This window comes from Pseudomonas sp. URIL14HWK12:I5 (assembly GCF_900176445.1).
GTDB lineage: Bacteria > Pseudomonadota > Gammaproteobacteria > Pseudomonadales > Pseudomonadaceae > Aquipseudomonas > Aquipseudomonas monteilii.
The window spans coordinates 243316-269209 of record NZ_FWXQ01000005.1 but is presented as its reverse complement, the minus strand read 5'-3'; the positions used below and the strand labels follow the sequence as shown (position 1 = coordinate 269209).

At 62.2% G+C, this 25894-nt stretch carries 24 protein-coding genes; 17 read left to right on the top strand and 7 right to left on the bottom strand.

All coding sequences use genetic code 11. The annotated features are described in order from the left end of the window. The first annotated feature begins 37 nt into the window (after positions 1-37). Both ftsZ and lpxC read left to right on the top strand, forming a co-directional pair. The gene (gene ftsZ / locus B9A31_RS13865; RefSeq protein ID WP_003251871.1) at positions 38-1234 is read left to right on the top strand and encodes a cell division protein FtsZ; all 1197 of its coding nucleotides are present in this window, start codon (positions 38-40) and stop codon (positions 1232-1234) included. A 112-nt stretch (positions 1235-1346) separates the two neighbouring features. Continuing rightward, complete coding sequence (gene lpxC, locus B9A31_RS13860) at positions 1347-2258, top strand: UDP-3-O-acyl-N-acetylglucosamine deacetylase (protein WP_016713567.1); 912 nt, start codon at positions 1347-1349, stop codon at positions 2256-2258. 53 nt (positions 2259-2311) lie between these two features. Here lpxC and B9A31_RS13855 read toward each other — a convergent pair whose 3' ends face one another. Then, positions 2312-2767 carry a DUF721 domain-containing protein gene (locus B9A31_RS13855; protein ID WP_016713568.1) on the bottom strand — a complete coding sequence of 152 codons (456 nt, stop codon included), beginning with the start codon at positions 2765-2767 and terminating at the stop codon, positions 2312-2314. Between the two features lie 302 nt (positions 2768-3069). On the opposite strand from B9A31_RS13855, the gene secA reads away from it, so the two are divergent. The 4 genes from secA to B9A31_RS13835 all read left to right on the top strand — a co-directional run bounded on the left by secA (position 3070) and on the right by B9A31_RS13835 (position 8823). Further along, the gene (gene secA, locus B9A31_RS13850; RefSeq protein ID WP_019097338.1) at positions 3070-5805 is read left to right on the top strand and encodes a preprotein translocase subunit SecA; all 2736 of its coding nucleotides are present in this window, start codon (positions 3070-3072) and stop codon (positions 5803-5805) included. Positions 5806-5892: 87 nt separating this feature from the next. Beyond that, the gene (gene argJ, locus B9A31_RS13845; RefSeq protein WP_019097337.1) at positions 5893-7110 is read left to right on the top strand and encodes a bifunctional glutamate N-acetyltransferase/amino-acid acetyltransferase ArgJ; all 1218 of its coding nucleotides are present in this window, start codon (positions 5893-5895) and stop codon (positions 7108-7110) included. A 139-nt stretch (positions 7111-7249) separates the two neighbouring features. Beyond that, a complete protein-coding gene (locus tag B9A31_RS13840; protein WP_019097336.1) occupies positions 7250-7882 on the top strand; it encodes a glutathione S-transferase family protein in 633 nt (210 codons plus the stop codon). Further along, on the top strand, positions 7879-8823 hold the full coding sequence (locus B9A31_RS13835) for a Nudix family hydrolase (RefSeq protein WP_025753954.1): 945 nt from the start codon (positions 7879-7881) through the stop codon (positions 8821-8823). Before B9A31_RS13840 ends, B9A31_RS13835 begins: the two co-directional genes overlap by 4 nt. A gap of 39 nt (positions 8824-8862) precedes the next feature. Here B9A31_RS13835 and B9A31_RS13830 read toward each other — a convergent pair whose 3' ends face one another. From B9A31_RS13830 to B9A31_RS13820, 3 genes are read right to left on the bottom strand one after another with little or no spacing between them, the layout of a single operon-like run. Next, on the bottom strand, positions 8863-9429 hold the full coding sequence (locus B9A31_RS13830; protein WP_025753953.1) for a cob(I)yrinic acid a,c-diamide adenosyltransferase: 567 nt from the start codon (positions 9427-9429) through the stop codon (positions 8863-8865). Between the two features lies 1 nt (position 9430). Then, positions 9431-11455, bottom strand: coding sequence for a sensor histidine kinase (locus B9A31_RS13825; protein WP_027609134.1), 2025 nt, complete (start codon positions 11453-11455; stop codon positions 9431-9433). A gap of 37 nt (positions 11456-11492) precedes the next feature. Continuing rightward, a complete protein-coding gene (locus B9A31_RS13820) occupies positions 11493-12410 on the bottom strand; it encodes a putative 2-dehydropantoate 2-reductase (protein ID WP_019098326.1) in 918 nt (305 codons plus the stop codon). Between the two features lie 100 nt (positions 12411-12510). Between B9A31_RS13820 and B9A31_RS13815 the strand changes: the two genes are divergently transcribed. From B9A31_RS13815 to B9A31_RS13805, 3 genes are all read left to right on the top strand, one after another. Further along, on the top strand, positions 12511-12996 hold the full coding sequence (locus tag B9A31_RS13815; RefSeq protein WP_016713577.1) for a YajQ family cyclic di-GMP-binding protein: 486 nt from the start codon (positions 12511-12513) through the stop codon (positions 12994-12996). 112 nt (positions 12997-13108) lie between these two features. Beyond that, entirely contained in the window at positions 13109-13948 is an 840-nt protein-coding gene (locus B9A31_RS13810; protein WP_016713578.1) for a mechanosensitive ion channel family protein, read from the top strand. Between the two features lie 111 nt (positions 13949-14059). Further along, positions 14060-15304 carry an MFS transporter gene (locus tag B9A31_RS13805; protein ID WP_019098325.1) on the top strand — a complete coding sequence of 415 codons (1245 nt, stop codon included), beginning with the start codon at positions 14060-14062 and terminating at the stop codon, positions 15302-15304. A 114-nt stretch (positions 15305-15418) separates the two neighbouring features. Here the strand turns inward: B9A31_RS13805 and B9A31_RS13800 are convergent, their stop codons facing one another. Both B9A31_RS13800 and B9A31_RS13795 read right to left on the bottom strand, forming a co-directional pair. After that, positions 15419-16966, bottom strand: coding sequence for an AmpG family muropeptide MFS transporter (locus B9A31_RS13800; protein ID WP_016713580.1), 1548 nt, complete (start codon positions 16964-16966; stop codon positions 15419-15421). 43 nt (positions 16967-17009) lie between these two features. After that, the gene (locus B9A31_RS13795; protein ID WP_027615383.1) at positions 17010-17363 is read right to left on the bottom strand and encodes an MGMT family protein; all 354 of its coding nucleotides are present in this window, start codon (positions 17361-17363) and stop codon (positions 17010-17012) included. 152 nt (positions 17364-17515) lie between these two features. Between B9A31_RS13795 and B9A31_RS13790 the strand changes: the two genes are divergently transcribed. The 5 genes from B9A31_RS13790 to groL all read left to right on the top strand — a co-directional run bounded on the left by B9A31_RS13790 (position 17516) and on the right by groL (position 22104). Further along, positions 17516-18526 carry a DUF481 domain-containing protein gene (locus tag B9A31_RS13790; protein WP_019098324.1) on the top strand — a complete coding sequence of 337 codons (1011 nt, stop codon included), beginning with the start codon at positions 17516-17518 and terminating at the stop codon, positions 18524-18526. A gap of 92 nt (positions 18527-18618) precedes the next feature. Continuing rightward, on the top strand, positions 18619-19350 hold the full coding sequence (locus tag B9A31_RS13785; protein ID WP_019098323.1) for a HugZ family pyridoxamine 5'-phosphate oxidase: 732 nt from the start codon (positions 18619-18621) through the stop codon (positions 19348-19350). Between the two features lie 67 nt (positions 19351-19417). Continuing rightward, entirely contained in the window at positions 19418-19879 is a 462-nt protein-coding gene (locus tag B9A31_RS13780) for an FxsA family protein (protein WP_019098322.1), read from the top strand. Positions 19880-20121: 242 nt separating this feature from the next. Further along, positions 20122-20415, top strand: a complete 294-nt coding sequence (locus B9A31_RS13775; protein WP_016488938.1) for a co-chaperone GroES — start codon at positions 20122-20124, stop codon at positions 20413-20415. A 48-nt stretch (positions 20416-20463) separates the two neighbouring features. Then, positions 20464-22104, top strand: coding sequence for a chaperonin GroEL (gene groL / locus B9A31_RS13770; protein ID WP_016713585.1), 1641 nt, complete (start codon positions 20464-20466; stop codon positions 22102-22104). A 100-nt stretch (positions 22105-22204) separates the two neighbouring features. Here groL and B9A31_RS13765 read toward each other — a convergent pair whose 3' ends face one another. Then, positions 22205-22933, bottom strand: a complete 729-nt coding sequence (locus tag B9A31_RS13765; protein ID WP_019098321.1) for a phosphatase PAP2 family protein — start codon at positions 22931-22933, stop codon at positions 22205-22207. A 183-nt stretch (positions 22934-23116) separates the two neighbouring features. Between B9A31_RS13765 and colR the strand changes: the two genes are divergently transcribed. The 3 genes from colR (at position 23117) to B9A31_RS13750 (ending at position 25889) form a co-directional block, all read left to right on the top strand. Next, the gene (colR, locus tag B9A31_RS13760) at positions 23117-23800 is read left to right on the top strand and encodes a two-component system response regulator ColR (protein WP_003255215.1); all 684 of its coding nucleotides are present in this window, start codon (positions 23117-23119) and stop codon (positions 23798-23800) included. Continuing rightward, complete coding sequence (locus B9A31_RS13755) at positions 23790-25100, top strand: sensor histidine kinase (RefSeq protein WP_019098320.1); 1311 nt, start codon at positions 23790-23792, stop codon at positions 25098-25100. Before colR ends, B9A31_RS13755 begins: the two co-directional genes overlap by 11 nt. 108 nt (positions 25101-25208) lie before the next feature. Continuing rightward, entirely contained in the window at positions 25209-25889 is a 681-nt protein-coding gene (locus B9A31_RS13750; RefSeq protein WP_019098319.1) for a class I SAM-dependent methyltransferase, read from the top strand. Positions 25890-25894: the final 5 nt, after the last annotated feature.

The window sequence follows — 25894 nt, the reverse complement described above, 5'->3', positions numbered from 1 at the left end:
TAGGCGCAACAACTAGAGAACTGTAAGGAGAGGGAAAATGTTCGAGCTCGTAGACAACGTCCCGCAAAGCCCGGTCATCAAGGTGATCGGCGTTGGTGGTGGTGGCGGCAACGCCGTCAACCACATGGTCAAGAGCAGCATCGAAGGCGTGGAATTCATTTGCGCCAACACTGATGCTCAAGCGCTGAAAAACATCGGTGCGCGTACCATCCTGCAATTGGGCACTGGTGTGACCAAGGGCCTGGGTGCCGGTGCCAATCCGGAAGTCGGCCGTCAGGCCGCGCTGGAAGACCGTGAGCGCATCGCTGAAGTGCTGCAGGGCACCAACATGGTGTTCATCACCACTGGCATGGGTGGCGGTACCGGTACCGGTGCAGCGCCGATCATTGCCGAAGTGGCCAAGGAAATGGGCATCCTCACCGTAGCCGTGGTGACCCGTCCGTTCCCGTTCGAGGGCCGCAAACGTATGCAGATCGCCGATGAAGGCATCCGCATGCTGGCCGAAAGCGTCGACTCGTTGATCACCATCCCCAACGAGAAGCTGCTGACCATCCTGGGCAAGGATGCCAGCCTGCTGTCGGCGTTCGCCAAGGCTGACGATGTTCTGGCCGGTGCCGTGCGCGGTATCTCCGACATCATCAAGCGTCCGGGCATGATCAACGTCGACTTCGCCGACGTGCGCACCGTGATGGGTGAAATGGGCATGGCCATGATGGGTACTGGTTGCGCCAGCGGCCCGAACCGTGCGCGTGAAGCCACTGAGGCTGCCATCCGCAACCCGCTGCTGGAAGACGTCAACCTGCAGGGCGCCCGCGGCATCCTGGTGAACATCACCGCAGGCCCGGACCTGTCGCTGGGTGAGTACTCCGACGTGGGTAGCATCATCGAAGCCTTCGCCTCTGACCACGCCATGGTCAAGGTCGGCACCGTGATCGACCCGGATATGCGCGACGAACTGCACGTGACCGTTGTGGCCACTGGCCTGGGCGCGCGCATCGAGAAGCCGGTCAAAGTGGTGGACAACACCCTGCAGACCGCTCAGCAGGCGTACGAAGCATCCAACCCTGCACCGGTTCGTCAGGAGCAGCCAGCGGTCAACTACCGTGACCTGGAGCGCCCGACCGTGATGCGCAACCAGGCCCATGCAGGTGCTGCCGCAGCCGCTAAACTGAACCCTCAGGACGACCTGGACTACCTCGATATCCCGGCTTTCCTGCGTCGTCAGGCTGATTAATGGAATTTATCAGGGGTATAAAGGTGATTGGTATTCATCAAAGGTTGGGTCTGTTATCATCCCCAGCCTTTGTTGATACCTGTTCGCAATTTGCGCTGAAGCGGCCAATGCCATGATTAAACAACGCACCCTGAAGAATACCATCCGTGCCACAGGTGTCGGTCTGCACTCCGGGGAGAAGGTTTACCTGACCCTCAAGCCTGCACCTGTTGACACCGGCATCGTCTTCCGCCGCGCCGACCTCGACCCTGTGGTCGAAATCCCTGCGCGTGCGGCCAACGTCGGCGAGACAACCATGTCGACGACGCTGGTCAACGGTGACGTCAAGGTCGATACGGTCGAGCACCTGCTCTCCGCCATGGCGGGCCTGGGCATCGATAACGCCTACGTCGAGCTCTCCGCCTCGGAAGTGCCGATCATGGATGGCAGCGCCGGTCCTTTTGTATTCCTGATTCAGTCTGCTGGCCTGGAAGAACAGGACGCAGCCAAGAAGTTCATCCGCATCCTGCGTGAGGTAACCGTGGAAGAGGGCGACAAGCGCGCCACGTTCCTGCCTTTCGAAGGGTTCAAAGTGAGCTTCGAGATCGACTTCGATCACCCGGTCCTCAAGGGCCAGACCCAGAGTGCAGTCGTTGACTTTTCCAGCACCTCGTTCGTGAAGGAAGTCAGCCGCGCCCGCACTTTCGGTTTCATGCGTGACATCGAGTACCTGCGCAAGCACAACCTTGCGCTGGGCGGCAGTGTCGAGAACGCCATCGTCGTCGACGAAACGGGTGTGCTTAACGAAGACGGCCTTCGATCCGATGACGAATTCGTCAAGCACAAGATCCTCGACGCCATTGGCGACCTCTATCTGCTGGGCAACAGCCTGATCGGCGAGTTCAAGGGCTACAAGTCCGGCCACGCGCTGAACAACCAGCTGCTGCGCAAACTGATTGCCGAAACCGATGCCTGGGAAGTGGTTACGTTCGAAGATGCCAGCACGGCACCGATCTCGTACATGCGCCCTGTTGCGGCCGTGTAAGTTCGAACACTCTCTCTAGTGTTGTAATCAAGGCCACCTTCGGGTGGCCTTTTTTATGCCTTGCCGTTGGCGTGGGCAGCCAACCGTTCCAGTGCGGCACGTAGCTTGGGGTCGGTGATGCCCTCGGCGGTGTCGCGCAGGCTCTCGGCGGCGCTGTTCGAGAGTTCGGCAGCATGCCCGCCGCGCTTGGCTGGCACCAGCGGTGGCTGCACCTTGTACAGGATGCGCCGGAGGTTGCCGAAGGCTTCCATAGCCTGCAATGCCGCCAGCAGGCGCTTCTGCTGGTAGCGCAGGCGGGTTGCCCAATGGCCGTCGGTAACCACCAGCAACAAAGTACCATCGCGCCATGATGCGACATGGCAGTGCTCGCGGGCAGCCGGTTGCAGCTGGCTTTCCAGCAGGCGCTGCAGGTGCTCCAGGCGCTCGGCCTGGTTCAGCAGCAGGCGCAGCGGGCGCACCTGTCGGAGCAGGGCGGAAGGTGGCTGGGCGGGGGAGGGTTTGTAGGCCATGGGGTATGCATGAGGTTACGTGGTCGGCAGTTTAACACCTCTATAGCCTGCACCGGCCTCTTCGCGGGCAGCAGAAGATAAGATTGGTTCTCGATACCTTTCATGTTGTCAAGCCTTGAACTCAGGGAGAATGACCCTATCTAAGACAAGCCCCCGCCAAAACGCTGTAATAGCATCGTGGAAATCCACCACTTTCCTCACCATCGTTTCCGGGTAGAATGCTCGTTCGCATGCGGCCTCAGGGCTGCACGGGCGACTCATGGGGCCGCCCTCCATCCCTACGTGTGGAAGATCCTGCCGATATGTTTGCGCCTTTGTTAAAGAAACTTTTTGGAAGCAAGAACGAGCGTGAAGTGAAACGCATGCTCAAGACGGTGAGTATCGTCAATGCCTTCGAAGAGAAGATGGTGGCCCTCTCCGACGAACAGCTGCGGGGCAAGACCGCAGAGTTCAAGGAGCGTTTGGCCAAAGGCGAGACACTGGACCAATTGCTGCCTGAAGCCTTCGCCGTAGCCCGTGAGGCCGGCAAACGCGTGATGGGCATGCGCCACTTCGACGTGCAGCTGATCGGCGGCATGACCCTGCACGAGGGTATGATCGCAGAAATGCGCACCGGTGAAGGCAAGACCTTGGTCGGTACCCTGGCCGTGTACCTCAACGCACTGTCCGGCAAGGGCGTGCACGTGGTCACCGTCAACGACTACCTGGCCCGCCGTGACGCCAACTGGATGCGCCCGCTGTACGAATTCCTCGGCCTGTCGGTCGGAATCGTCTCGGCGTTTCAGCCGCCGGAAGAAAAGCGTGCGGCCTATGCGTCCGACATCACCTACGGCACCAACAACGAATTCGGTTTCGACTACCTGCGCGACAACATGGCGTTCAGCCAGGACGAGAAGTTCCAGCGTGAACTGAACTTCGCCGTGATCGACGAAGTCGACTCCATCCTCATCGACGAAGCGCGCACCCCGTTGATCATCTCCGGCCAGGCCGAAGACAGCTCCAAGCTGTATATCGAGATCAATCGCCTGATCCCGCGCCTGACCCAGCACATCGAGGAAGTGGAAGGCCAGGTTACCCAGGAAGGCCACTTCACCATCGACGAGAAGAGCCGTCAGGTCGAGCTGAACGAAGCCGGTCACCAGTACATCGAGGAAATGCTCACCCAGGCCGGCCTGCTGGCCGAGGGCGAGAGCCTGTACTCCGCGCACAACCTGGGCCTGCTGACCCACGTCTACGCAGGCCTGCGCGCGCACAAGCTGTTCCACCGCAACGTCGAGTACATCGTCCAGGACGGCCAGGTACTGCTGATCGACGAACACACCGGTCGTACCATGCCGGGTCGTCGCCTGTCCGAAGGCCTGCACCAGGCCATCGAAGCCAAAGAGAACCTGAACATCCAAGCCGAGAGTCAGACCCTGGCTTCGACCACGTTCCAGAACTACTTCCGCCTGTACACCAAGCTGTCCGGCATGACCGGTACCGCTGACACTGAAGCGTTCGAGTTCCAGTCGATCTACGCCCTCAACGTGATGGTCATTCCGCCGAACAAACCACTGGCGCGTAAGGACTTCAACGACCTGGTGTACCTGACCGCCGACGAGAAATACGCTGCGATCATCGCCGACATCAAGGAAAGCATGAAGCAGGGCCGGCCGATCCTGGTGGGTACCGCGACCATCGAAACGTCCGAGCACATGTCGAACCTGCTCAAGAAGGAAGGCATCGACCACAAGGTACTGAACGCCAAGTACCACGAAAAGGAAGCCGAGATCATCGCGCAAGCCGGTGCCCCGGGTGCGCTGACCATCGCCACCAACATGGCCGGCCGTGGTACCGACATCCTGTTGGGTGGTAACTGGGAAGCCGAAGTGGCCGCCCTGGAAAACCCGACCGCCGAGCAGATCGCGCAGATCAAGGCCGACTGGCAGAAGCGTCACCAGCAGGTGATCGAAGCCGGTGGCCTGCACGTGATCGCCTCCGAACGCCACGAGTCGCGCCGTATCGACAACCAGCTGCGGGGCCGTTCCGGCCGTCAGGGCGACCCGGGTTCCAGCCGCTTCTACCTGTCGCTGGAAGACAGCCTGATGCGTATCTTCGCCTCTGACCGGGTGAAGAACTTCATGAAGGCACTCGGCATGCAGTCGGGCGAGGCCATCGAGCACCGCATGGTCACCAACGCCATCGAGAAGGCCCAGCGCAAGGTCGAAGGCCGCAACTTCGACATCCGTAAGCAATTGCTCGAATACGATGACGTGGCCAACGAGCAGCGCAAGGTGATCTACCACATGCGCAACAGCCTGCTGGCAGCCGAAAACATCGGCGACACCATCGTCGAATTCCGCAAGGAAGTGCTGGACGCTACCATCAGCCAGCACATCCCGCCGCAGTCGCTGCCCGAACAGTGGGACGTGGCCGGCCTGGAGGCGTCGCTGGCCAGCGATTTCGCCATGAAGTTGCCGATCCAGCAATGGCTCGACGAGGACGATCACCTCTACGAAGAGACCCTGCGCGAGAAGCTGCTGAACGAAATCACCACTGCCTACACCGAGAAGGAAGACCAGGCCGGTATCGACGCCCTGCGTACCTTCGAGAAGCAGATCCTGCTGCGCGTGCTGGACGACCTGTGGAAAGACCACCTGTCGACCATGGACCACCTGCGTCACGGTATTCACCTGCGTGGCTATGCGCAGAAGAACCCGAAGCAGGAGTACAAGCGCGAGTCGTTCACCCTGTTCCAGGAGCTGCTCGAGTCGATCAAGCGCGACACCATCCGCGTGCTTTCGCACGTTCAGGTTCGCCGCGAAGACCCGGCCGAGGAAGAAGCCCGTCTGCGCCGCGAGGCCGAGGAACTGGCCAGCCGCATGCAGTTCCAGCATGCCGCTGCACCGGGCCTGGAAAGCGAACAACTGAGCGAAGAAGTTGCCGAAGTGGCGGTAGCCTCGGCGCCGGTGCGCAACGACCAGAAGCTGGGCCGCAACGAGCCGTGCTGGTGTGGTTCGGGCAAGAAGTTCAAGCATTGCCATGGCCAGATCGAGTGATCTGACCTGATTGCTGTATCGTGACAACCCTGGGGGCCGCATTGCGGCCCCCTTTTTCCATATTCACCGTTTTCTAGGAGCGCTCTAATGGCTGTTGGTCTTGGTCCTTTGCCCACCCTGCACCCGGTTCCGGGTTTTGAACTCGGCATCGCTTCTGCCGGCATCAAGCGCCCTGGGCGCAAGGACGTGGTGGTGATGCGCTGTGCCGAAGGCTCCAGCGTGGCCGGCGTGTTCACCCTCAACGCCTTCTGCGCAGCGCCGGTGATCCTTTCCAAGCAGCGTGTTCAGGGCACCGTGCGTTACCTGCTGACCAATACCGGTAATGCCAACGCCGGTACCGGCGCGCCAGGCCTGGCGGCTGCCGAGCGTACTTGCGCCAAGCTGGCCGAATTGGCTGGCGTGCCGGCCGAGTCGGTACTGCCGTTCTCCACCGGCGTGATCGGTGAGCCACTGCCGGTCGAGAAGATCGAAGGTGCACTGCAGGCCGCCCTCGACAACCTGTCGGAAAACCACTGGGCTGAAGCCGCCACCGGCATCATGACCACCGACACCCTGCCCAAGGGCGCCAGCCGCCAGTTCCAGCACGACGGCGTGACCGTTACCGTCACCGGCATCAGCAAAGGCGCCGGCATGATCCGCCCGAACATGGCCACCATGCTCGGCTACATCGCCACGGACGCCAAGGTTGCCCCGGCGGTGCTCAAGGACCTGATGCTGGACGGCGCCAACAAGTCGTTCAACCGCATCACCATCGACGGCGACACCTCGACCAACGACTGCTGCATGCTGATCGCCACCGGCAAGGCCAACCTGCCGGAAGTCACTGAAGCGAGCGGCGCGCTGTTCGAAGCGCTGAAAAAAGCGGTGTTCGAAGTGTGCATGGAAGTGGCCCAGGCCATCGTTCGTGACGGCGAAGGTGCCACCAAGTTCGTGACCGTGCAGGTTAACGGCGGTGGCAACCACCAGGAATGCCTGGACGTCGGCTACGCCGTGGCCCACTCGCCGCTGATCAAGACTGCACTGTTCGCCTCCGACCCGAACTGGGGCCGTATCCTCGCGGCTGTTGGCCGTGCGGGCGTGCCGGAGCTGGATGTGAGCCTGATCGACGTGTACCTGGATAGCGTGTGCATCGCCAGCCAGGGCGGCCGCAGCCCAAGCTACACCGAAGCGCAAGGCTCGGCAGTGATGGCCCAGGAAGAGATCACCATTCGTATCGAGTTGGGCCGCGGTGCGTGCAGCGAAACCATCTGGACCACCGACCTGTCCCACGAGTACGTGAAGATCAACGCCGAATACCGTACTTGATGCAACTGGGGCCGCGTTGCGGCCCTTTCGCGGCACGAGGCCGCTCCTACAGGGACCGCGCGCGCTTTTGTAGGAGCGGCCTCGTGCCGCGAAAGGGCTGCAAAGCAGCCCCAAAATTCCAAAACAATGGAGCCGAACCATGAGCTATCACCTGATCATCGGCGACAAGCTGTATTCCTCCTGGTCGCTGCGTGGCGCCCTGGCCCTCGAGCTGGCTGGCGTGCCCTACGAAGAAACCCTGATCAAACTCAACCAGCCTGATACCCGTCAGCGCATCCTCGCATTCTCCGCCACTGGCAAGGTACCGCTGCTCAAGACCGAGCACGGTGTGATCGCCGACTCCCTGGCGATTGGCGAATACCTCAACGAACAGCACCCTGACGCGCAGCTGTGGCCTGCCGATGTCGCGGCCCGTGCCCAGGCCCGTTCTGCCTGCGCGCAGATGCACAGCGGCTTCTTTGCCCTGCGTGGCGCCATGCCGTTCGACTTGTCGCGTGACAGTGCCTTGGACGAAGTGCCACTGGACGTGCAAGTCGACATCGACCGTATCGTCGCGCTGTGGTCCGAATGCCGCGTGGTGGCCAAGGACAACGGCCCGTTCCTGTTCGGCAAGCCGAGCCTGGCCGATGCCTTCTTCGCCCCGGTGGCCGTGCGTCTGCGCACCTACCGCGTGGCGGTGCCAGCAGAGGCGGCCGCCTACATCGAGACCATTTATCAGTGGCCAGCCTTCAAGGCTTGGCAGCAGGCTGGCCTGGCGGAGCGTGAAGGGTGAAACGGATTCATGTAGTAGCTGCCGTCATTCGTGGCGATGACGGGCGTATTCTGATCGCACGTCGGGCGGATACCCAGCACCAGGGCGGCCTATGGGAGTTTCCCGGTGGCAAGGTAGAAGCGGGCGAAAGCGTGGAAGCGGCGCTGGCCCGTGAGCTGCGCGAGGAACTGGGCATCGAGGTCACCCGTTCGCGTGCGCTGATCAAGGTCAGCCATGATTACCCGGACAAGCAGGTGCTGCTGGACGTGCGCGAGGTCGACGCGTTCACCGGCGAACCCCATGGCGCCGAGGGGCAGCCGTTGGAATGGGTGGCCCCGCGCGACTTGCCGCAGTACGAATTCCCGGAGGCCAACAAGCCGATCGTTGCCGCTGCGCGCCTGCCGGACCAGTACCTGATTACCCCGGATGGCCTGGAAGTGCCGCAGATGCTCAAGGGCATCCAGAAGGCGGTGGCCAGGGGTATTCGGCTGATCCAGCTGCGTGCCCCGGACATGTACGACCCCAAGTACCGCGATGTAGCGGTGGACGCGGTCGGGCTGTGTGCGGGCAAGGCACAGCTGATGCTCAAGGGGCCGCTGGAGTGGCTGGGTGACTTCCCCTCGGCGGGTTGGCACCTGACGGCGGCGCAGTTGCGCAAGTACGCGGCCAAGGGCCGGCCGTTCCCCAAGGAACGTTGGCTGGCAGCGTCGTGCCACAGCGCTGAGGAGCTGGCGCTGGCGGAGCAGATGGGCGTGGACTTTGTCACCTTGTCTCCGGTGCAGGCGACCCAGACCCACCCTGAGGCGGTACCGCTGGGGTGGGATGATGCGCAGCGGTTGATTGCCGGGTTCAACAAGCCGGTCTACCTGCTGGGTGGGGTAGGGCCGGGTGAGCGCGAGCAGGCCTGGGATGTCGGGGCACAAGGTGTGGCCGGCATCCGAGCGTTCTGGCCTGAAATCTGAGTCGCCTTTGAGAGGGGCTGCAAAGCAGCCCCGGTAATATCAGCCTTGAGGCTTATCAGCAGGCTGCCACAGCACCTCTGCAATGCCCTGCCGCCGGCCAATGATCCGCGCCGCCACAAACAGCAGATCCGAAAGCCGGTTGATATACGCCAGCCCAACCCCCTCCAACGGCTCAACTGCATTCAACTGCTGACAGCGCCGTTCAGCGCTACGCGCCAAACAGCGGCACACATGCGCCTGTGCCACCAGCGCCGAACCACTGGGCAGTATGAAGTTCTTCAACGGCCCCAGCTCTTCATTCCACACATCGATAGCCGCCTCCAGCCGCTCAACCTCCGCCAGGTTCAGCGCCTGGTAACTCGGCATTGCCAGCTCCCCCCCAAGGTCGAACAGGCGGTGCTGACACGGCGCGAGCACGGCACTCACCTCATCCAGCCCTTGCTCGGCCAACCCCGCCAGTAGCACGCCCAACTGGCTGTTCAGGCTGTCCACCTCGCCAATCGCCTCGATCCGCGGGTGGTCCTTGGGTACCCGGCGACCGTCGCCCAGGCCGGTTTCGCCCTTGTCGCCGGTGCGGGTGTAGATCTTCGACAGGCGGTAGCCCATGTCACTTCTCCGTATTGGCCGGCGCCGCCGGCTGGCCGAGGGGCAGGCGCAGGGTAAAGCAGGTGCCCTGGCCGGGCGTGGACTGCACTTCCATCTGCCCCTTGTGGTTATTGGTGATGATGAAGTACGAGACCGACAGGCCCAACCCGGTGCCCTGCCCAATTTCCTTGGTGGTGAAAAACGGCTCGAAGGTGCGCTTGCGCACTGCTTCGGGCATGCCGATGCCGTTGTCCTCGACCTGAATCTCCGCCCAGGGCGGGTTCAGCCGCGTGCGCAGGGTTATACGCCCGGGTTCACTCGGCTGAGGGCGCAGGTGGATGGCCTGGGCCGCGTTTTTCAGCAGGTTGAGCAGTACCTGCTCCAGTTCGTTGGCCGTGCAGGGCACCGGGCCGAGTGTGGGGTCGAACTGGCGCACGATGGCCTGGCCCTTGAAGTCGAAACCGATGGTGAGGTCGAAGTCGTTGCTGGCAATTTCCACCGCCTGGTCGATCAGGGCCGGCAGCTCGCACGGCACCAGCTGGCGGTTGCTGCGGCGGCTGAAACTGAGCATGTGCGTGACGATCTTGGCAGCCCGCGCGCCGGCCTGCTGAATACCGTCCAGCAATTGCGGCACTTCGCGGCTGGCCAGGTAACGGTTGACCGTTGACAGGTCGATACCCAGCTCTTCGGCCTGTTCCTGGTTGCGCGGCAGCTCTGGTGACAGGCGCCGGCGGATGTTCTGCACGTTGTGCAGGATGGCACCCAGCGGGTTGTTGATTTCGTGGGCCATGCCGGCAGCCAGGCCACCGACTGAAAGCATTTTCTCCGACTGCACCATCATCTCCTCCAGCGACAGCCGCTGGGTGATGTCGTCGATGCGGATCACCACGCCGCGCCCGCCGCCGCCGGTCAGCGGGTAGAAGGTCAGGGCGTAGTGGCGAAGGTCGTCGCCCTTGGGCCAGGTGACCCGCTCGATCTTTGCCACCCGGTGCTTCTCGACCGTTTCCTTCAGTTGCGGAAGGAATGGCTTGAGCGGCTCGAAAGCGATGAATACCGGTTGGTTCAGCGCTTCGTCCAGTGGTGTGCCGGAGAGTACCGTGGCTTCGTGGTTCCACTGGGTCACGTAAAGCTGTTCGTCAAGGGCGATCAGCGCCGAGGGCATCGAGTCGATGATGCTGTTGAGGTAGTTCTGGAAACCCGTGAGCTTTTTCTCGATCTTGCTGCGTACCTGTACTTCCAGCTCCAGCTTGCGGTTGGTGTGGCGGGTTTCCTCGGCCAGGCCCTGGGCCTGGTCATAGGCATCCTGGAACTCGTCGCGGGCGCGCTTGAGCTGCTGCTCGCGGGCTTCGATGCGTGACAGCATGGTGTTGAAGGCATCAGCCAGGCTGCCGATTTCATCGTCGTTGCCGCGCCGGGCGCGCAGGGCGTAGCTTTCTTCGCGGGTGACCTGGCGGCTGAGCTCTTCAAGCTGGTTGATCGGCTGGGTGATCAGGCGTTTTATCTGCCGGGCGATGACGATCCACAGCAGGATACTGAACACCAGAATGCCCAGGCTGGCGCTGAGGGTGCCGGTGTAGAAGGCGGTGGGCAGCTCGCTGCTGGCCACCAGCAGCAGGTGCGCCGGCGGGTTGGCGTCGCGCGGGATGCGGATCAGCTGGGTGCTGCGAAACTCCATCAGGCGCCAGCCGTCGATGTTGCGAAAGCGCTTGGGCAGGGTTAGCGGATCGCCATGCTGCAATTGCGCCAGCATGCGGCCATCGCCACCGTAGACGGCGGCCGCACGCAATGGCGTGTAGCTGTCCAGCTCCTTGAGCAGGGCGTTGGCGGTTTCTGCGCTGTCACCCGCGCGGGCGGCAAGCTGCGGGTTGGCCACCAGCCGCCCGATAGTCTGCAGCGCCTGCGGGGCCATGCTCTCCTGGGTGATCCAGTAGGCGGCACTGATGAAGGTGAGGTTGGCCACCAGCAGGATGGTCACCAGCAATACCAGCAGGGCCGCCAGCAGCTTCTGCCCGACCGGGAGGTTTTCCAGGCGTTGGCGCAAGGTCATGGGCTAGGCAATGTCCGTATCCGGTTGAAGGGCCGCATCAGTCGCAGGGCAAGCCACGTGTGCGCAAGTTATCGACCAGGCGCTGCCGCAAGTGTTCAAGCTGCGGCAATTGCAGGCCATGGCGCCCGGCTGCGCGGCAGGCATGGCCGAGCAGGTAATGCACCTCGGTGCGTCGGCCGGCGCGTACGTCCTGGTACATGGAAGAGTAGTTGGCTGCGGTGGCGAGGATCACCCGTTGCACTTCTTCATCCAGCTCGACTGCTGCTTGCGGTTGGCCGCAGCGGCGCAGCAATTCGGCCAGTTCGGTACACAACGCGTCAACTTCGCCCAGGTGCCCCAGCAGCCCACCGTTCTGGCAGTCGTATAGCACGGTCAGCGGGTTGATGGCACAGTTGAGCGCAAGTTTGCGCCACAGGCGGGTGAGGATGTCCACGGTCCATTCAGCGGGGATGCCTGCGTCATGCAGGTCATCGAACCAGGCGGGGATGGTCGGGTTGCGCGGGTCACCCAGCCAGTTGAAACCGTGGCCGGCAAAGCGTACCTGCCAGTCGCCTTCGCGGAACGCCCCTTCGGTACTGGACGCGAAGATGCTGCGTGCATGGGGCACCAGGTCGGCCACGTCGTCCTGGCTGCCCAGGCCGTTCTGCAGCAACACCACTTCGGCACCCTCGGCTAGCCGGTGTGCCACACCGGCAATGGCCGGGGCGGCATCGTAGGCCTTGCAAGCCACCAGCAGGCGGTGGATGGGGCCTTGCGCCTGCGCGGTTTCGGCAGGAATGGCGTAGTGGTGGGGCTGGTCCTGTTCGACCAAGGTCAGGCCGCCGGCTTGCTGGTAGGCCTGCAGCCGTTGACCGTCCCGCAGGATCAGGCGCACAGCTTTGCCTGCGCGCGCCAGGCGGCAGGCCCACAGGCTGCCTAGGCTGCCGGCGCCGAGAATATGCCAGGTGCTGCTCATATGCGTTTCGCAACCCGTTATAATGAGCCCGCATTTTAACCGTCAAACCCAGCGCGCTCCATCGTCAGCCTGAGCGCGCTTTTATTTTGGGAGAACAACCATGCCTTCGTTCGACGTGGTATCGGAACTGGACAAGCACGAAGTGCAGAACGCGGTCGACAACGCCATCAAGGACCTGGATCGCCGCTACGACCTCAAGGGCAAGGGCACCTTCGAGTTCAAGGACAAAGAGCAGACCGTGATGCTCACCGCCGAAGAAGAGTTCCAGCTCGAAGCCATGCTGGAAATCCTGCGCCTGGCACTGGTCAAGCGCAAGATCGACGTGAAATGCCTGGAAACCAAAGATCCGTACGCCTCCGGCAAGGAAAAGAAGCAGGAAGCCAAGTTCCGCGAAGGCATCGACAAGGACCTGGCCAAGAAGATCGTCGCCACCATCAAGGATGGCAAGCTGAAAGTGCAGGCCGCCATCCAGGGCGAGCAAGTGCGCGTGACCGGCAAGAAGCGTGATGACCTGCAGGAAGCCATCGCCCTGCTGCGCACCAAGGAATTCGACATGCCGCTGCAGTTCAACAACTTCCGCGACTGAGCAGGTAATGCCCGGAACCCCGATGGCCAAATGATGTCCATCGGTTCCATGGCCGTGTTGCGGTTTCGGCCGGTTTTACCGTGTACATGCCTTCAGGCATCAGGAGATGAATATGGATTTGAACGCTGAAGTCGATCAGCTCGTCCGCCAGTCCCAGACGTGGATCCCGTTGATCATGCAATACGGCAGCCGCCTGCTGTTGGCGCTGCTGACACTGGCCATTGGCTGGTGGCTGATCAACCGGGTCAGCACGCGTCTGGGCAAGCTGGCCGGGTTGCGCGCCGATGCGGCCCTGCAAGGGTTTATCAGCACTTTGTCGAACATTGTGCTGAAGGTGCTGCTGTTCGTCAGCGTGGCGTCGATGATCGGCATCGAGACCACCTCGTTCGTCGCGGCTATCGGTGCCGCAGGCCTGGCGATCGGCCTGGCCCTGCAGGGTAGCCTGGCAAACTTCGCGGGTGGGGTGTTGATCCTGATGTTCCGCCCGTTCCGCATCGGTGACTGGATCGAGGCGCAGGGTGTGGCCGGTACGGTCGACAGCATCCAGATCTTCCACACTGTGCTGCGCACCGGTGACAACAAGACAGTGATCATGCCCAACGGCAGCCTGTCCAACGGCATCATCACCAACACCAACCGCCAGCCGACGCGCAAGGTGGTGTTCGATGTGGGCGTGGACTACGAGGCCGACCTGCAAAAGGCCCGCAACGTGTTGCTGGAGCTGGCGCAGGACCCCCGCGTGTTGTCCGACCCGGCACCGCAGGCGGTGATTTCCACCCTGGGCGACAGCTCGATCACCGTGTCGTTGCGCCTGTGGGTCAAGACCGCCGATTACTGGGATGTGATGTTCATGCTCAACGAGCATGCGCGTGACCGGTTGAAGGCTGAAGGGATCGATATTCCGTTCCCGCAGCGGGTGATTCGCGTGGTGCAGGAGACTGCAACGCAGTAACACCGCATTGAAACCGGGGCGCAAGGCCCCGGTTTTTACACTTGTTCACAGCAATATCCCGCCATTTCTGGCATATAGCCTGACCCCTCCTGCCACACCCGATACGCCATCATGAAACCACTGCTTTACATCACCCCCCTGCGCGCCTTGTTGTTCGGCCTCACCCTTGCCCTGTTCGAGCTGCTGACCTACCTGGCCAGCGACGCGGTCATGCCGGCCATGCCGGTGGTGGTGGGCGACCTGAACGCCAGCCCCGAATACATCCCCCATGCCCTTAACCTGTACCTGCTGGGGGGCGTGGTGCTGCAATGGCTGATCGGCCCGCTGGCCGACCGTTATGGCCGGCGCCCGCTGTTGCTGGCTGGCTGCGCGTTCTTCGGCCTGGCCTGCCTGGCCACGTTCTGGGTCCACGACATCGGCCTGTTCAACCTGCTGCGCCTGTTGCAGGGCATTGGCCTGGGCTTCGTGGTCACGGTCAGCTACCCGGCCTTGAATGAAGCGTTCAGCGAAGCTGATGCGGTGCGCATGATGGCCCTGCTGGCCAACATCGCCTTGCTGTCGCCGTTGCTCGGGCCGCTGGTGGGCACCCTGCTGCTGCAGTGGCTGGATTGGCGCTGGCTGTTCGTGGCCTTTGCCATCGGCGCGGTGCTGGCTTGGGTGCTGTTGTACCGGTTGATGCCGGAAACGCTGGGCGTGGAGCGCCGTGACGGTTCACGCCTGGCGTTTACACCGATTCATCTGTTGCCACTGCTGGCAGGCTACGGCCAGTTACTGAGCAATCGCCGCTTCGTTGCCGGCAGCGCTGCCCTGGGCCTGGTTGGTTTGCCACTGATCGGCTGGATCGGCCTGTCGCCGGTGCTGCTGATTCACGATGAGGGGCTTAGCACCCTGGAGTATGCCCTGTGGCAACTCCCGGTATTTGGCGGGCTCATCCTGGGCAACCTGATCATCAACCGCATCGCCGACCGCTACCCGCTGCCGGCCCTGGTGCGTGGTGCACTGTGGCCCTACCTGGCCGGCCTGAGCCTGATGGTGCTGGCGACCTGGTACTGGCCGAGCGTGACCAGCGTGGTGGCGGGCATGTCGCTGTACGCACTGGGGTTGGGTGTAGCCAACGCAGTGCTGTACCGCATGACGCTGTTCTCCAGCGAACAGAGCAAGGGCCTGGTGTCGGCCATGCTGGGGATGATCACCATTGCCTTGCTGGGCTTGGGCGGGGCAGTGCTGGCGATGATTGGCGCCGGGGCCAGCTTGTTGCACTTTGCCTTGGCGGCGGGTGTGGCGGGGGCACTGGCGCTGTGGCCGCTGTGGTTTGTCGTGGGCGGGCGGCCTGGGGAAGGAGCTGTGGCTCAGTAATCCCTAGTCCCTGGTCTGGCCTTTTCGTGAGCAAGCTCGCTCCTCCAGGATCACCATAGTCCTTGTAGGAGCGAGCTTGCTCGCGATGAGGCCATTACAGGTTGTAGCAGTCTCTCAGGGCCGCTCGGCCGCTGATCCTTCCTCTGCCACCGGCGTTCCCCGTCCAGCCTCCTGCCGCCACTGCAGGGCGATCAGGATCAGCGTAGGCACACCCAGCAAAGCGGTAATCAGGAAGAAGTCGTGGTAGCCGAACTTCTCCACCATCACCCCTGAATATCCGCCGATCAACCTTGGCAACAACAGCATGATCGAGCTGAGCAGCGCGTACTGGGTCGCCGAGAACTTCAGGTTGGTCAGGCTCGACAGGTAGGCAACGAAGGCCGAGGTGGCCATGCCGGAGCTGAAGTTGTCCAGCGAGATGGTCACCACCAGCATTTCCAGGTTCGGGCCCATGTCGGCCAGCATCAGGAACAGGATGTTGGTGCCGGCCGAAGCTACGCCGCCGATGAACAGGATCGGCATGATGCCAAAGCGCACGATCAGCAGCCCGCCAACCCCGGCGCCGACCAAGGTCATGATCAGGCCGAAGATCTTGCTGACGCTGGCGATCTGGTCCTTGGTGAAGCCCATGTCGATGTAGAACACGTTGGCCATCACACCCATCACCGTGTCCGACATGCGATAGGTGGCGATCAGGCCGAGCAGCAGCAGCGCCTGCCAGCGGTAGCGGGTGATGAAGTCGTTGACTGGCGTCAGCACCGGGGCCAGGCCGCGACGGCCAAGGCTCGACAAGCACGCCCAGGTCAGCAGTACGTAGAGGATCAGGCGCAGGAACGCGCGGTCTTCCAGCAGCAGGTCAAGCGGTGTGGCATCACCGGAAATGACGCTGGACCAGCCGGTATTGAACATCTGGGTGAAGCTGGCCGGTACCGACACCAGCAGGATGATCAGCACGAACACCGAGGCCATCTGGTGCACCAAGCCGTAGCGCGCTGCCGACAGCTGGGTGCGCAAGGGCACCGGCGGTTCGCGCATCACCAGGGTCGTGAACAGGGCGGGCAGCATCATGACCCCGAACATCACATAGGTGCCGGCCCAGGCCTTGTGCAGGTAGCTGAAACCGGTGGAGCCGAACCACTCGGCAAAGAACAGGGCGCCGGCCGTGGCGAGCAGGGCGGCCACCCGGTAGCCAGCCATGTAACTGGCAGCCAGCGCGGCCTGGCGTTGATCGTCAGCGATTTCCAGGCGGTAGGCGTCGACAGCAATGTCCTGGGTCGCCGATGCGAAAGCCACCAGCACGGCCATGGCGATCAGCCACGACAGGTGCTGTTGCGGGTCGCACAGGCTCATGCCGACCAGGCCGATGACCACGAGCGCTTGCGACAACAGCAGCCACGAACGACGCCGACCCAGGCCACCCAACAGGGGCAGGCGCCATTGGTCGAGCAGCGGCGACCACACCCACTTGAAGGCGTAGGCCAGGCCGATCAGGCTGGCGTAGCCGATGGTCTCGCGGGCAACACCGGCTTCACGCAACCACACGGACAGGGTGGAGAACACCAGCATGTAGGGCAGACCGGCGGCAAAGCCGAGCAGCAAAAGTACCAAGGTTGACGGGCTGGCATAGGCAGCAAGCGCAGCGCGCCAGGTTTTACGGGGCATGGGCCAACATCTGCCTCAAGTTTGCGAAAACAAAGCGCGCACTCTAACCGCTGTGCTCCATTGGGCGCCAGCCATGGCGCGTCATATCCACCCGATTGTTGGTTACATTCACACCTTCCGCGCGTAAACGCGCCCGCTGTTCATCACCCGACGGGGTACCCAATGGCAGGCTCAGCCGGCCACCTGCGCCGAGCACCCGGTGCCAGGGCAGGCGGGTCTCCGCAGGCAGCTGCCCGAGGGTGCGCCCGACCCAACGCGCGGCACGGCCAAGGCCCGCCAGCTCGGCCAGTTGGCCATAGCTCACCACCTTGCCGGAAGGCACCTGGCCCAGTACTGAATATAGCGCCGTTCGTCGGCCCTCGGCGGATTCGAGCGCAGCCTCATATCCATCAGACATCACGCCCCCCTTGGGCTGTAGATGAAACCGGACAGGTGGTCCGGCAAATGAGAGTTGAACTCAACGGCATACGCTCGGTCTGTCCTTGCTCTGGTTGTCGGTATCTGGATAATGCCCGGCTTTTTTCGTCAAATCGAACCCGTAGTCCGCTTATGTATTCTAGATCCCTGTTGTGCTTGCTAGCTGCTTCCTTGTGCGCCGCCCCGGTATTCGCCGACACCGTGTGGATGAAGAACGGTGACCGGCTCAGCGGCAAGATCAAAGTGTTCGACGGCGGCAAGCTGCTGCTGGAAACCCCCTATGGCGGGTCCATCGCGCTGGACTGGAAAGAGGTCCAGACCCTGGAGAGTGACCAGGAGATGCTGGTCAAGCAGGACGCCTACACCGGGGAAAAGGCCAAGTCGCTGAAAGCGGCCGAGCCTGGCAAAGTCACTTTGGCCAATGGCGAAGCGCCCAAGACCGTGGAGCTGGCCAGCATCGAGCAGATCATGAAGCCCAGGCCGCTGGTCGAAGACTTCGTGTGGAAGGGCAACGTGGACGTGGCCCTGGACTACAAGCGCGCCGAGAACGACACCGACGATTACGACGTTGGCTTCAAGACCACCGCCCGTCATGGCCGCTGGCGGCACAACGCCGAAGGTGAGTACAACCGCGAAACCAAGGACGACGTCACCACCACCGACAACTGGAGCGCCGAGTACGCGCTGGACCGCTTCATGACCGAGAAGTGGTTCTGGCAAGGGCGTGCGGAGTACAAGCGTGACCGCATCGAAGACCTGGCCCGCCAGCGCACGATCGGTACCGGCCCGGGTTACCAGTTCTGGGACGACGAGCTGGGCGCATTCTCGCTGGGTTCGTTGATCAACCGTACCGACTTCGAATACCAGGACGGCGCCAAGGACAACTTCTACTCAGCGGCGGTGAAGTGGGACTACACCCGCTACCTGATCGGCAAGAACGTGCAACTGTTCACCAACGGCGAGTTTGCCAAGCCGCTGGGGGGCGTGGCCGATTACTCGCTGGATGCCGAGGTTGGCTTGCGCTACAAAGTTACCGAGTGGGCCTCGCTCAACCTCAAGGCGGAGAAGGACATCATCACCGGCACGCGCGACAGTGACCTGGACAAGACCCGCTATACCGCAGGCTTCGGCGTGACCTGGTAGGTTTTTGGGGGCCGCAAAGCGGCCCCATTGGCACTGGAACTGATAATGCTTATCTTGTCCCTATCCAGTCCGCTGCCAGGAGCCATCCCCAAGTGAGTACCAACGCCCTCCGCCCCGCCCGGGAACTGCTGCTCAAGGAATACCGCGGCGTGCTCTCGACCCATTCCAAGTCGATGCCCGGTTTCCCTTTCGGCTCGGTCGTGCCGTACTGCCTGGACGCCCACGGCAATCCATTGATCCTCATCAGCCGCATCGCCCAACACACCCACAACCTGCAGAAAGACCCCAAGTGCTCGCTACTGGTGGGGGAGCGCGAGGCCGAAGATGTGCAGGCCGTGGGGCGCCTGACCGTGATGGCCGAGGCGCACAAGCTGGTCGACGCAGCGGCTGTCGAGGCGGCTGCCGAACGCTACTACCGGTATTTCCCGGACGCTGCCAACTATCACAAGGCTCACGATTTCGACTTCTGGGTCTTGCAGCCAGTGCGCCATCGCTACATTGGCGGTTTTGGCGCGATCCACTGGCTCGACCAGGTAACCTTGGCCAACCCGTTCGCCGGCAAGGCCGAGGCGAGCATGGTCGAGCACATGAACAGCGATCACGCCAATGCCATCGCCCACTACGTGGAGCTAACCGACCTGCCACGCCATACCCCTGCGCAGATGGTAGGGGTAGACAGCGAAGGCATGCACTTGCGCATTGGCCAGGCAGTGCACTGGTTGCCGTTCCCAAGTACTTGCAACACGCCGACACAAGTCCGCGAGGCCCTTGTTTTGCTGGCGCGCGCCGACCAGTGGCCGGTTGCGACAGACGTTGTGGGTTGAAAAACCGAGCACACGCATCCATTTGTAGGTCTTACAGGAAGGTTGTCTTCCAACGAGGATTGCTTTGATGCGTGCTTTTCTACTGTTGCTTCTGCTGTTTCCCGTGCTGGAGCTGTTCGTCTTCGTGAAGGTCAGCGCGGCCATCGGGTTCTTCCCGGCGCTGCTGCTGATCATCGCTGGCTCCGCCCTGGGTGTGCTGGTGATGCGCGTGGCCGGCCTGGCCACCGCACTGCGCGCCCGTGAAAGCCTGCAGCGTGGCGAGCTGCCCGCCGAGGACATGTTCCAGGGCATGATGCTGGCCGTCGGTGGCGGCCTGCTGCTGTTGCCAGGCTTCATCAGCGACGTGCTGGGCCTGCTGTGCCTGTTGCCGTTCACCCGCCATTTGGCCGCGCGCAAGATGCGCGAGCGTGCCGAAGCCCAGGCGATGCGCCAGCGTGCGTTTCAGGACGACCCGTTCCAGACGCAGCCGCGTGAGGGGGGGCACCGCCCGAACGTGATTGAAGGCGAGTACGAGCGCCGAGACAAGTAAACCCCCGGGGCCGCACACGCGGCCCCGGTGTTTTTCAGCCTCAAGAAATTTTTTGTTTATCAAGCCTTGTAATTGATTATGGCGGCCTCATGTATGTGGTCACCGCAAGGTTTCTGGTGGCAACGCCAGACATGACTCAGGTGGTTCGCCCAATGCGGGCCACCTCCCGGCAACGCCGGACAGCATCAACCCGCCGGTGTCGACACCGGCCGATGAAAACCACAAATTGGGAGAGATCGACAATGAAGCTTCGTCCTCTGCATGACCGCGTCGTTATCCGTCGCAGCGAAGAAGAATCGAAAACCGCTGGCGGTATCGTCCTGCCGGGTTCGGCCGCTGAAAAACCAAACCGCGGCGAAGTCGTTGCCGTCGGCACCGGTCGCATCCTGGACAACGGCGAAGTTCGCGCGCTGGCCGTGAAAGTGGGTGACAAAGTAGTTTTCGGCCCTTACTCGGGCAGCAACACCGTGAAAGTCGATGGCGAAGACCTGCTGGTCATGGCCGAGAACGAAATCCTCGCCGTTGTCGAAGGCTGATTTCCCCGACTTCCCGTTACTCCAAAGAATTCCAAGGATTAAACGATCATGGCTGCTAAAGACGTAAAATTCGGCGATTCCGCTCGTAAGAAAATGCTGGTTGGTGTCAACGTTCTGGCTGACGCGGTAAAAGCGACCCTGGGCCCGAAAGGCCGTAACGTGGTATTGGCCAAGAGCTTCGGCGCGCCAACCATCACCAAGGACGGCGTTTCCGTCGCCAAAGAAATCGAGCTGAAAGACGCTTTCGAAAACATGGGCGCCCAGCTGGTCAAGGAAGTTGCTTCCAAGGCTAACGATGCTGCCGGTGACGGCACCACCACCGCTACCGTTCTGGCTCAGGCCATCGTCAACGAAGGCCTGAAAGCCGTCGCTGCCGGCATGAACCCGATGGACCTGAAGCGCGGTATCGACAAGGCCACTGCTGCCGTCGTTGCCGAGCTGAAGAACCTGTCCAAGCCATGCGCCGACTCCAAGGCCATCGCCCAGGTGGGTACCATCTCCGCCAACTCCGACAACTCCATCGGTGAAATCATCGCCGAAGCCATGGAAAAGGTCGGTAAAGAAGGCGTGATCACCGTTGAAGAAGGCTCGGGCCTGGAAAACGAACTGTCCGTCGTAGAAGGCATGCAGTTCGACCGTGGCTACCTGTCGCCATACTTCGTCAACAAGCCGGACACCATGGTTGCCGAGCTGGAAGGCCCGCTGCTGCTGCTGGTCGACAAGAAGATCTCCAACATCCGTGAGCTGCTGCCAGTTCTGGAAGCCGTTGCCAAGGCCGGCCGCCCACTGCTGATCGTTGCCGAAGACGTTGAAGGCGAAGCGCTGGCTACCCTGGTAGTCAACAACATGCGCGGCATCGTCAAAGTTGCTGCGGTCAAGGCCCCAGGCTTTGGCGACCGTCGCAAGGCCATGCTGCAGGACATCGCTGTCCTGACTGGCGGCCAGGTCATTTCCGAAGAAATCGGCCTGTCCCTGGAAACCGCTACCCTGGAGCACCTGGGTAACGCCAAGCGCGTGATCCTGTCCAAGGAAAACACCACCATCATCGACGGCGCTGGCGCCGACACCGAGATCGAAGCACGCGTCAAGCAGATCCGTGCCCAGATCGAAGAAACCTCGTCGGACTACGACCGTGAGAAGCTGCAAGAGCGTCTGGCCAAGCTGGCTGGCGGTGTTGCCGTGATCAAGGTCGGTGCTGGCACCGAAGTTGAGATGAAAGAGAAGAAAGCCCGCGTTGAAGACGCCCTGCACGCTACCCGTGCAGCCGTTGAAGAAGGCGTGGTGCCTGGCGGTGGTGTTGCCCTGGTTCGCGCCCTGGCGGCCATTGCCGACCTGAAAGGCGACAACGAAGACCAGAACGTCGGTATCGCCCTGCTGCGTCGTGCTGTTGAATCCCCGCTGCGCCAGATCACTGCCAACGCCGGCGATGAGCCAAGCGTTGTGGCCGACAAGGTCAAGCAAGGTTCGGGCAACTTCGGCTACAACGCTGCTACCGGCGAATACGGCGACATGATCGAGATGGGTATCCTGGACCCAGCCAAGGTCACCCGTTCGGCCCTGCAAGCTGCTGCTTCGATCGGCGGTCTGATGATCACCACCGAAGCCATGGTTGCCGACCTGCCAGAAGACAAGCCAGCTGCTGGCATGCCTGACATGGGCGGCATGGGTGGCATGGGCGGCATGATGTAAGCCAGCCTTACCCCTGCACCATGAAAAAGCCCCGGTTCGCGAGAACCGGGGCTTTTCTTTTTCCTGTTGGGCCCATTGGGGCCGCAAAGCGGCCCCAATGTCAGGCGACGCTACGTTCGACAGCTGGCGCTTCCACCGCCCCACGCCGATACAGAACCAGGTAATACGATCCCAACCCGATCAACCAGCAGAACACCGCCGTCCACACGTTATGCGACAGAAAGTGCGCCCCCTGCATCATCCTCCCTACGCCGAGTACCGAACCGGCCAGTAACGCCACCACAAATGCCGCCCGCGCCAGCCGTGGTTTGCGATCACGCAGCATGAAGAACAGGCCGAACAGGCAGAATCCGGTCGCCGCATGCCCACCCGGCCAGCACAGGCCAGGCTTGTCGGTAGCAGGCCGCGGTTCCAGCAACTTGCTGTAGGTTTCCGTGCCGCCAAACTGGGTCAGGCTCCATGGGCACTGTACCTGTGTCACCTTCTTCAACGGCGTGACAAACGCCGTGGACAGGCCCAGTGCCAGCACCAGGCAGCCCAGCTCGCGGCGCCAGCCGAACAGGCGCTTCCAGAAGAAACTGGCAGCAAAGGTGAGCAGCGAGATCACCCCCAGCAAGATGACCACCTGCTTGACCCGGTCGTGCAGGATGTTTTCCAGCCAATAGCTGTGGCGGCCGATGAACTGCCCGGCAGCGGGGTCGAAAAACAGGTTGGCCAGGTCCATGTCGACTGACGTCAGCTCCAGCAGAATCAAGGCCAGCGCGGTCGCCAAGGGGATGCCCAGATACAGCCAGAAATTGATCGGGCGAGGGCGGGTTCGTTGCTGCATGGTGGCTCCAGGGCACGAAAAAGATCGGGCATTGTCGGCTGCCCGCTATCCTGTGTCCGTGAAGGATCAGTGAAAAAACCGTCAAGTGGGGTGAATTTTCCTCGGGGCTGGCACCGTGCAAGCATAGGCCTTAAGCTGCGCCTGCCGCGCACCACTGCGAGAAGCGCCGCACAGGAGAAACCGATGCGCATTCTTTTGGTTGAAGACAACCGCGATATTCTGGCCAACCTGGCCGACTACCTGGGCATGAAGGGCTATACCGTCGACTGCGCCCAGGATGGCCTGTCCGGCCTGCACCTGGCCGCCACCGAACACTACGACCTGATCGTGCTCGACATCATGCTGCCCGGCATCGATGGCTACACCCTGTGCAAGCGCCTGCGCGAAGACGCCCGCCGCGACACACCGGTGATCATGCTCACCGCCCGCGACCAGCTGGATGACCGCTTGCAAGGCTTCCGCTCCGGCGCCGACGACTACCTGCTCAAACCGTTCGCCCTGTCTGAGCTGGCGGCGCGCATCGAAGCAGTGCTGCGCCGCGCCCAGGGCGGAGGACGCCGCACCTTGCAGGTGGCCGACCTCAGTTACGACCTCGACACCCTGGAAGTTACCCGGCAGGGCCGCCTGCTCAAGCTCAATCCGGTGGGCCTCAAGCTGTTGGCCGTGCTGATGCAGAAAAGCCCGCACGTACTGCGCCGCGAAGTACTGGAAGAAGCCCTGTGGGGCGACGATTGCCCCGACAGCGACAGCCTGCGCAGCCATGTACACCAGCTGCGCCAGGTGATCGACAAGCCGTTCGAAAAACCCTTGCTGCATACCGTACATGGCGTCGGCTATCGCCTCGCCGAGGGCCGCGATGGAGTTTAAGCAAAGCCTTGCCCAGCGCATCATCATCGCCTTTGCCCTGATGAGCGCGCTGGTGGCCGGGGCGTTCGCCTTCGGCATCGTCGCCACCGTGCACCTGGTTGAAGAACGGCTGATTTCCTCTGTGCTGGGAGGCGACCTGCAGCGCCTGCTGCGCATGGACAGCGTCAGCGACTGGAGCCACCGGCCGCGCCCCGACCAGCTGTTCTACTTCAGTGGCGGGCGTGACGACTTCGAACTGCCCAAGGACTTGCGCCACCTTGACCGTGGTTTCCACGAAGTATTCCGCGACCAGCTGTCGTACCACGCCATGGTCGAGATCGTCGATGGCCGCCGTTACGTGCTGTTGCAGGACCAGAGCGACTTCGAAGAACGCGAGCGCGTGCTGTTCGCGGTGGTGGTGGTGGGCTTCGTACTCAGCCTGGTACTGGCGGTGATCCTCGGCTGGCTGGTGGCGCGCCGGGTAATGGCACCGGTGATCCGCCTGGCGCGCCAGGTGCGTCATCGCGATCAACTGCTGGGCCTGGCCCCGCCACTGGCACCGGACTACGCGGCGGACGAGGTCGGCCAGCTGGCAGTGGCCTTCGACGATACCCTGGGCCGTTTACGCGATGCGCTGACCCGTGAACGGCTGTTCACCAGTGACGTCAGCCATGAGTTGCGCACACCGTTGATGGTGCTGGCCACCTCCTGCGAGCTGCTGATGGAGAACCCCAACCTCGACGCCCGCGCGCGTAGCCAGGTAGAGCGCGTGGCGCGTGCCACGGAAGAGATGCGCGAACTGGTCAAGACCTTCCTCATGCTGGCCCGGGCCCAACGAGACGAAGGCGCGGTGGCGTCGCGGGCGACCTTGCGCGAAGTGGCCGACGAACTTATCGGTGTGTGGCGCGATACCATCGAGCAGAAGGGCCTGACCCTGTATTTCGATGGCCGCGTCAGCGCCAGCCCGGTGCTGTACAACGCTACTTTCCTGCAGTCGGTGATGGGTAACCTGTTGCGCAATGCTGCCCACTACACCGACAGCGGCTACATCCGGCTGAGCCTGGAGGCCAACGGTTTCAGTGTGGAGGACAGTGGCGTGGGCATCCCCGAAGAGCAGCGTGAGGCGATGTTCAAGCCGTTCGTTCGTGGTGACGAGCGGCGTGGCGAAGGCTTGGGCCTGGGTCTATCGCTGGTGCAACGAATTTGCGACGACCAAGGCTGGCATGTCACCCTCACATCGACCCTGCCGCACGGTTGCCGCTTCCAGGTGGACCTGAGCAACACCAAGGCCCAAGGCGGCCCGGACGCCATGGCCGAGTAATCTGTTGAAACAGGTTAAAGGGCGCGCAACGTTTTTTTCACATTGGCATAACCTGATTCCAACGCTTGCTTACCTAAGGTGAGCGGCACTGGAGTCAGGAGATGCCCAATGCGTAGCCCCATCAAGCTTGAATTTTCCGAGAAGTACGACAAAGACCACGCCCGCGAGTACTTTCTCAAGCACCAGGATGGCCTGGCGCGTCGCCTTTCCCACAAGCGAGATGAGCAGCTGGCGCGTCGCGCCCTGGCATTGGCCGGCGAGCCCGGCCTGGTACTGGACCTGCCTTGCGGTGCCGGCCGTTTCTGGCCACTGCTGGCAGAAAAGCCCAACCGGGTGATCATTGGTGCCGACAACTCCGAAGCGATGATCGAGACAGCCTGTGCCGCGCAACCGCCAGAAGTGGTGGCGCGGGTACGCCCTTTGCAAACTTCAGCGTTCGCCATTGACCTGCCGGATAATTCGGTGGACAGCATCTTCTGCATGCGCCTGTTCCACCACATTGGCGAATCGGCGCACAGAAAGACCATACTTTCGGAATTTCAAAGGGTTAGCCGTGATAGTGTGATTCTGTCGTTGTGGGTCGATGGCAACTTCAAGGCCTGGCGCCGGAAAAAACTGGAGCAACGCCGCAGTGCCAAGGCCGAGCAGGACAATTACCAGAACCGTTTCGTGTTACCAGCCGAAACGGTCGAAGAAGAATTCAGGGCCGCCGGCTTCAGAATCCAGGAACGCCTCGACTTCCTGCCGTTCTATGCCATGTGGCGGGTCTACGTATTGCGTAAGGGGTAGTGTTT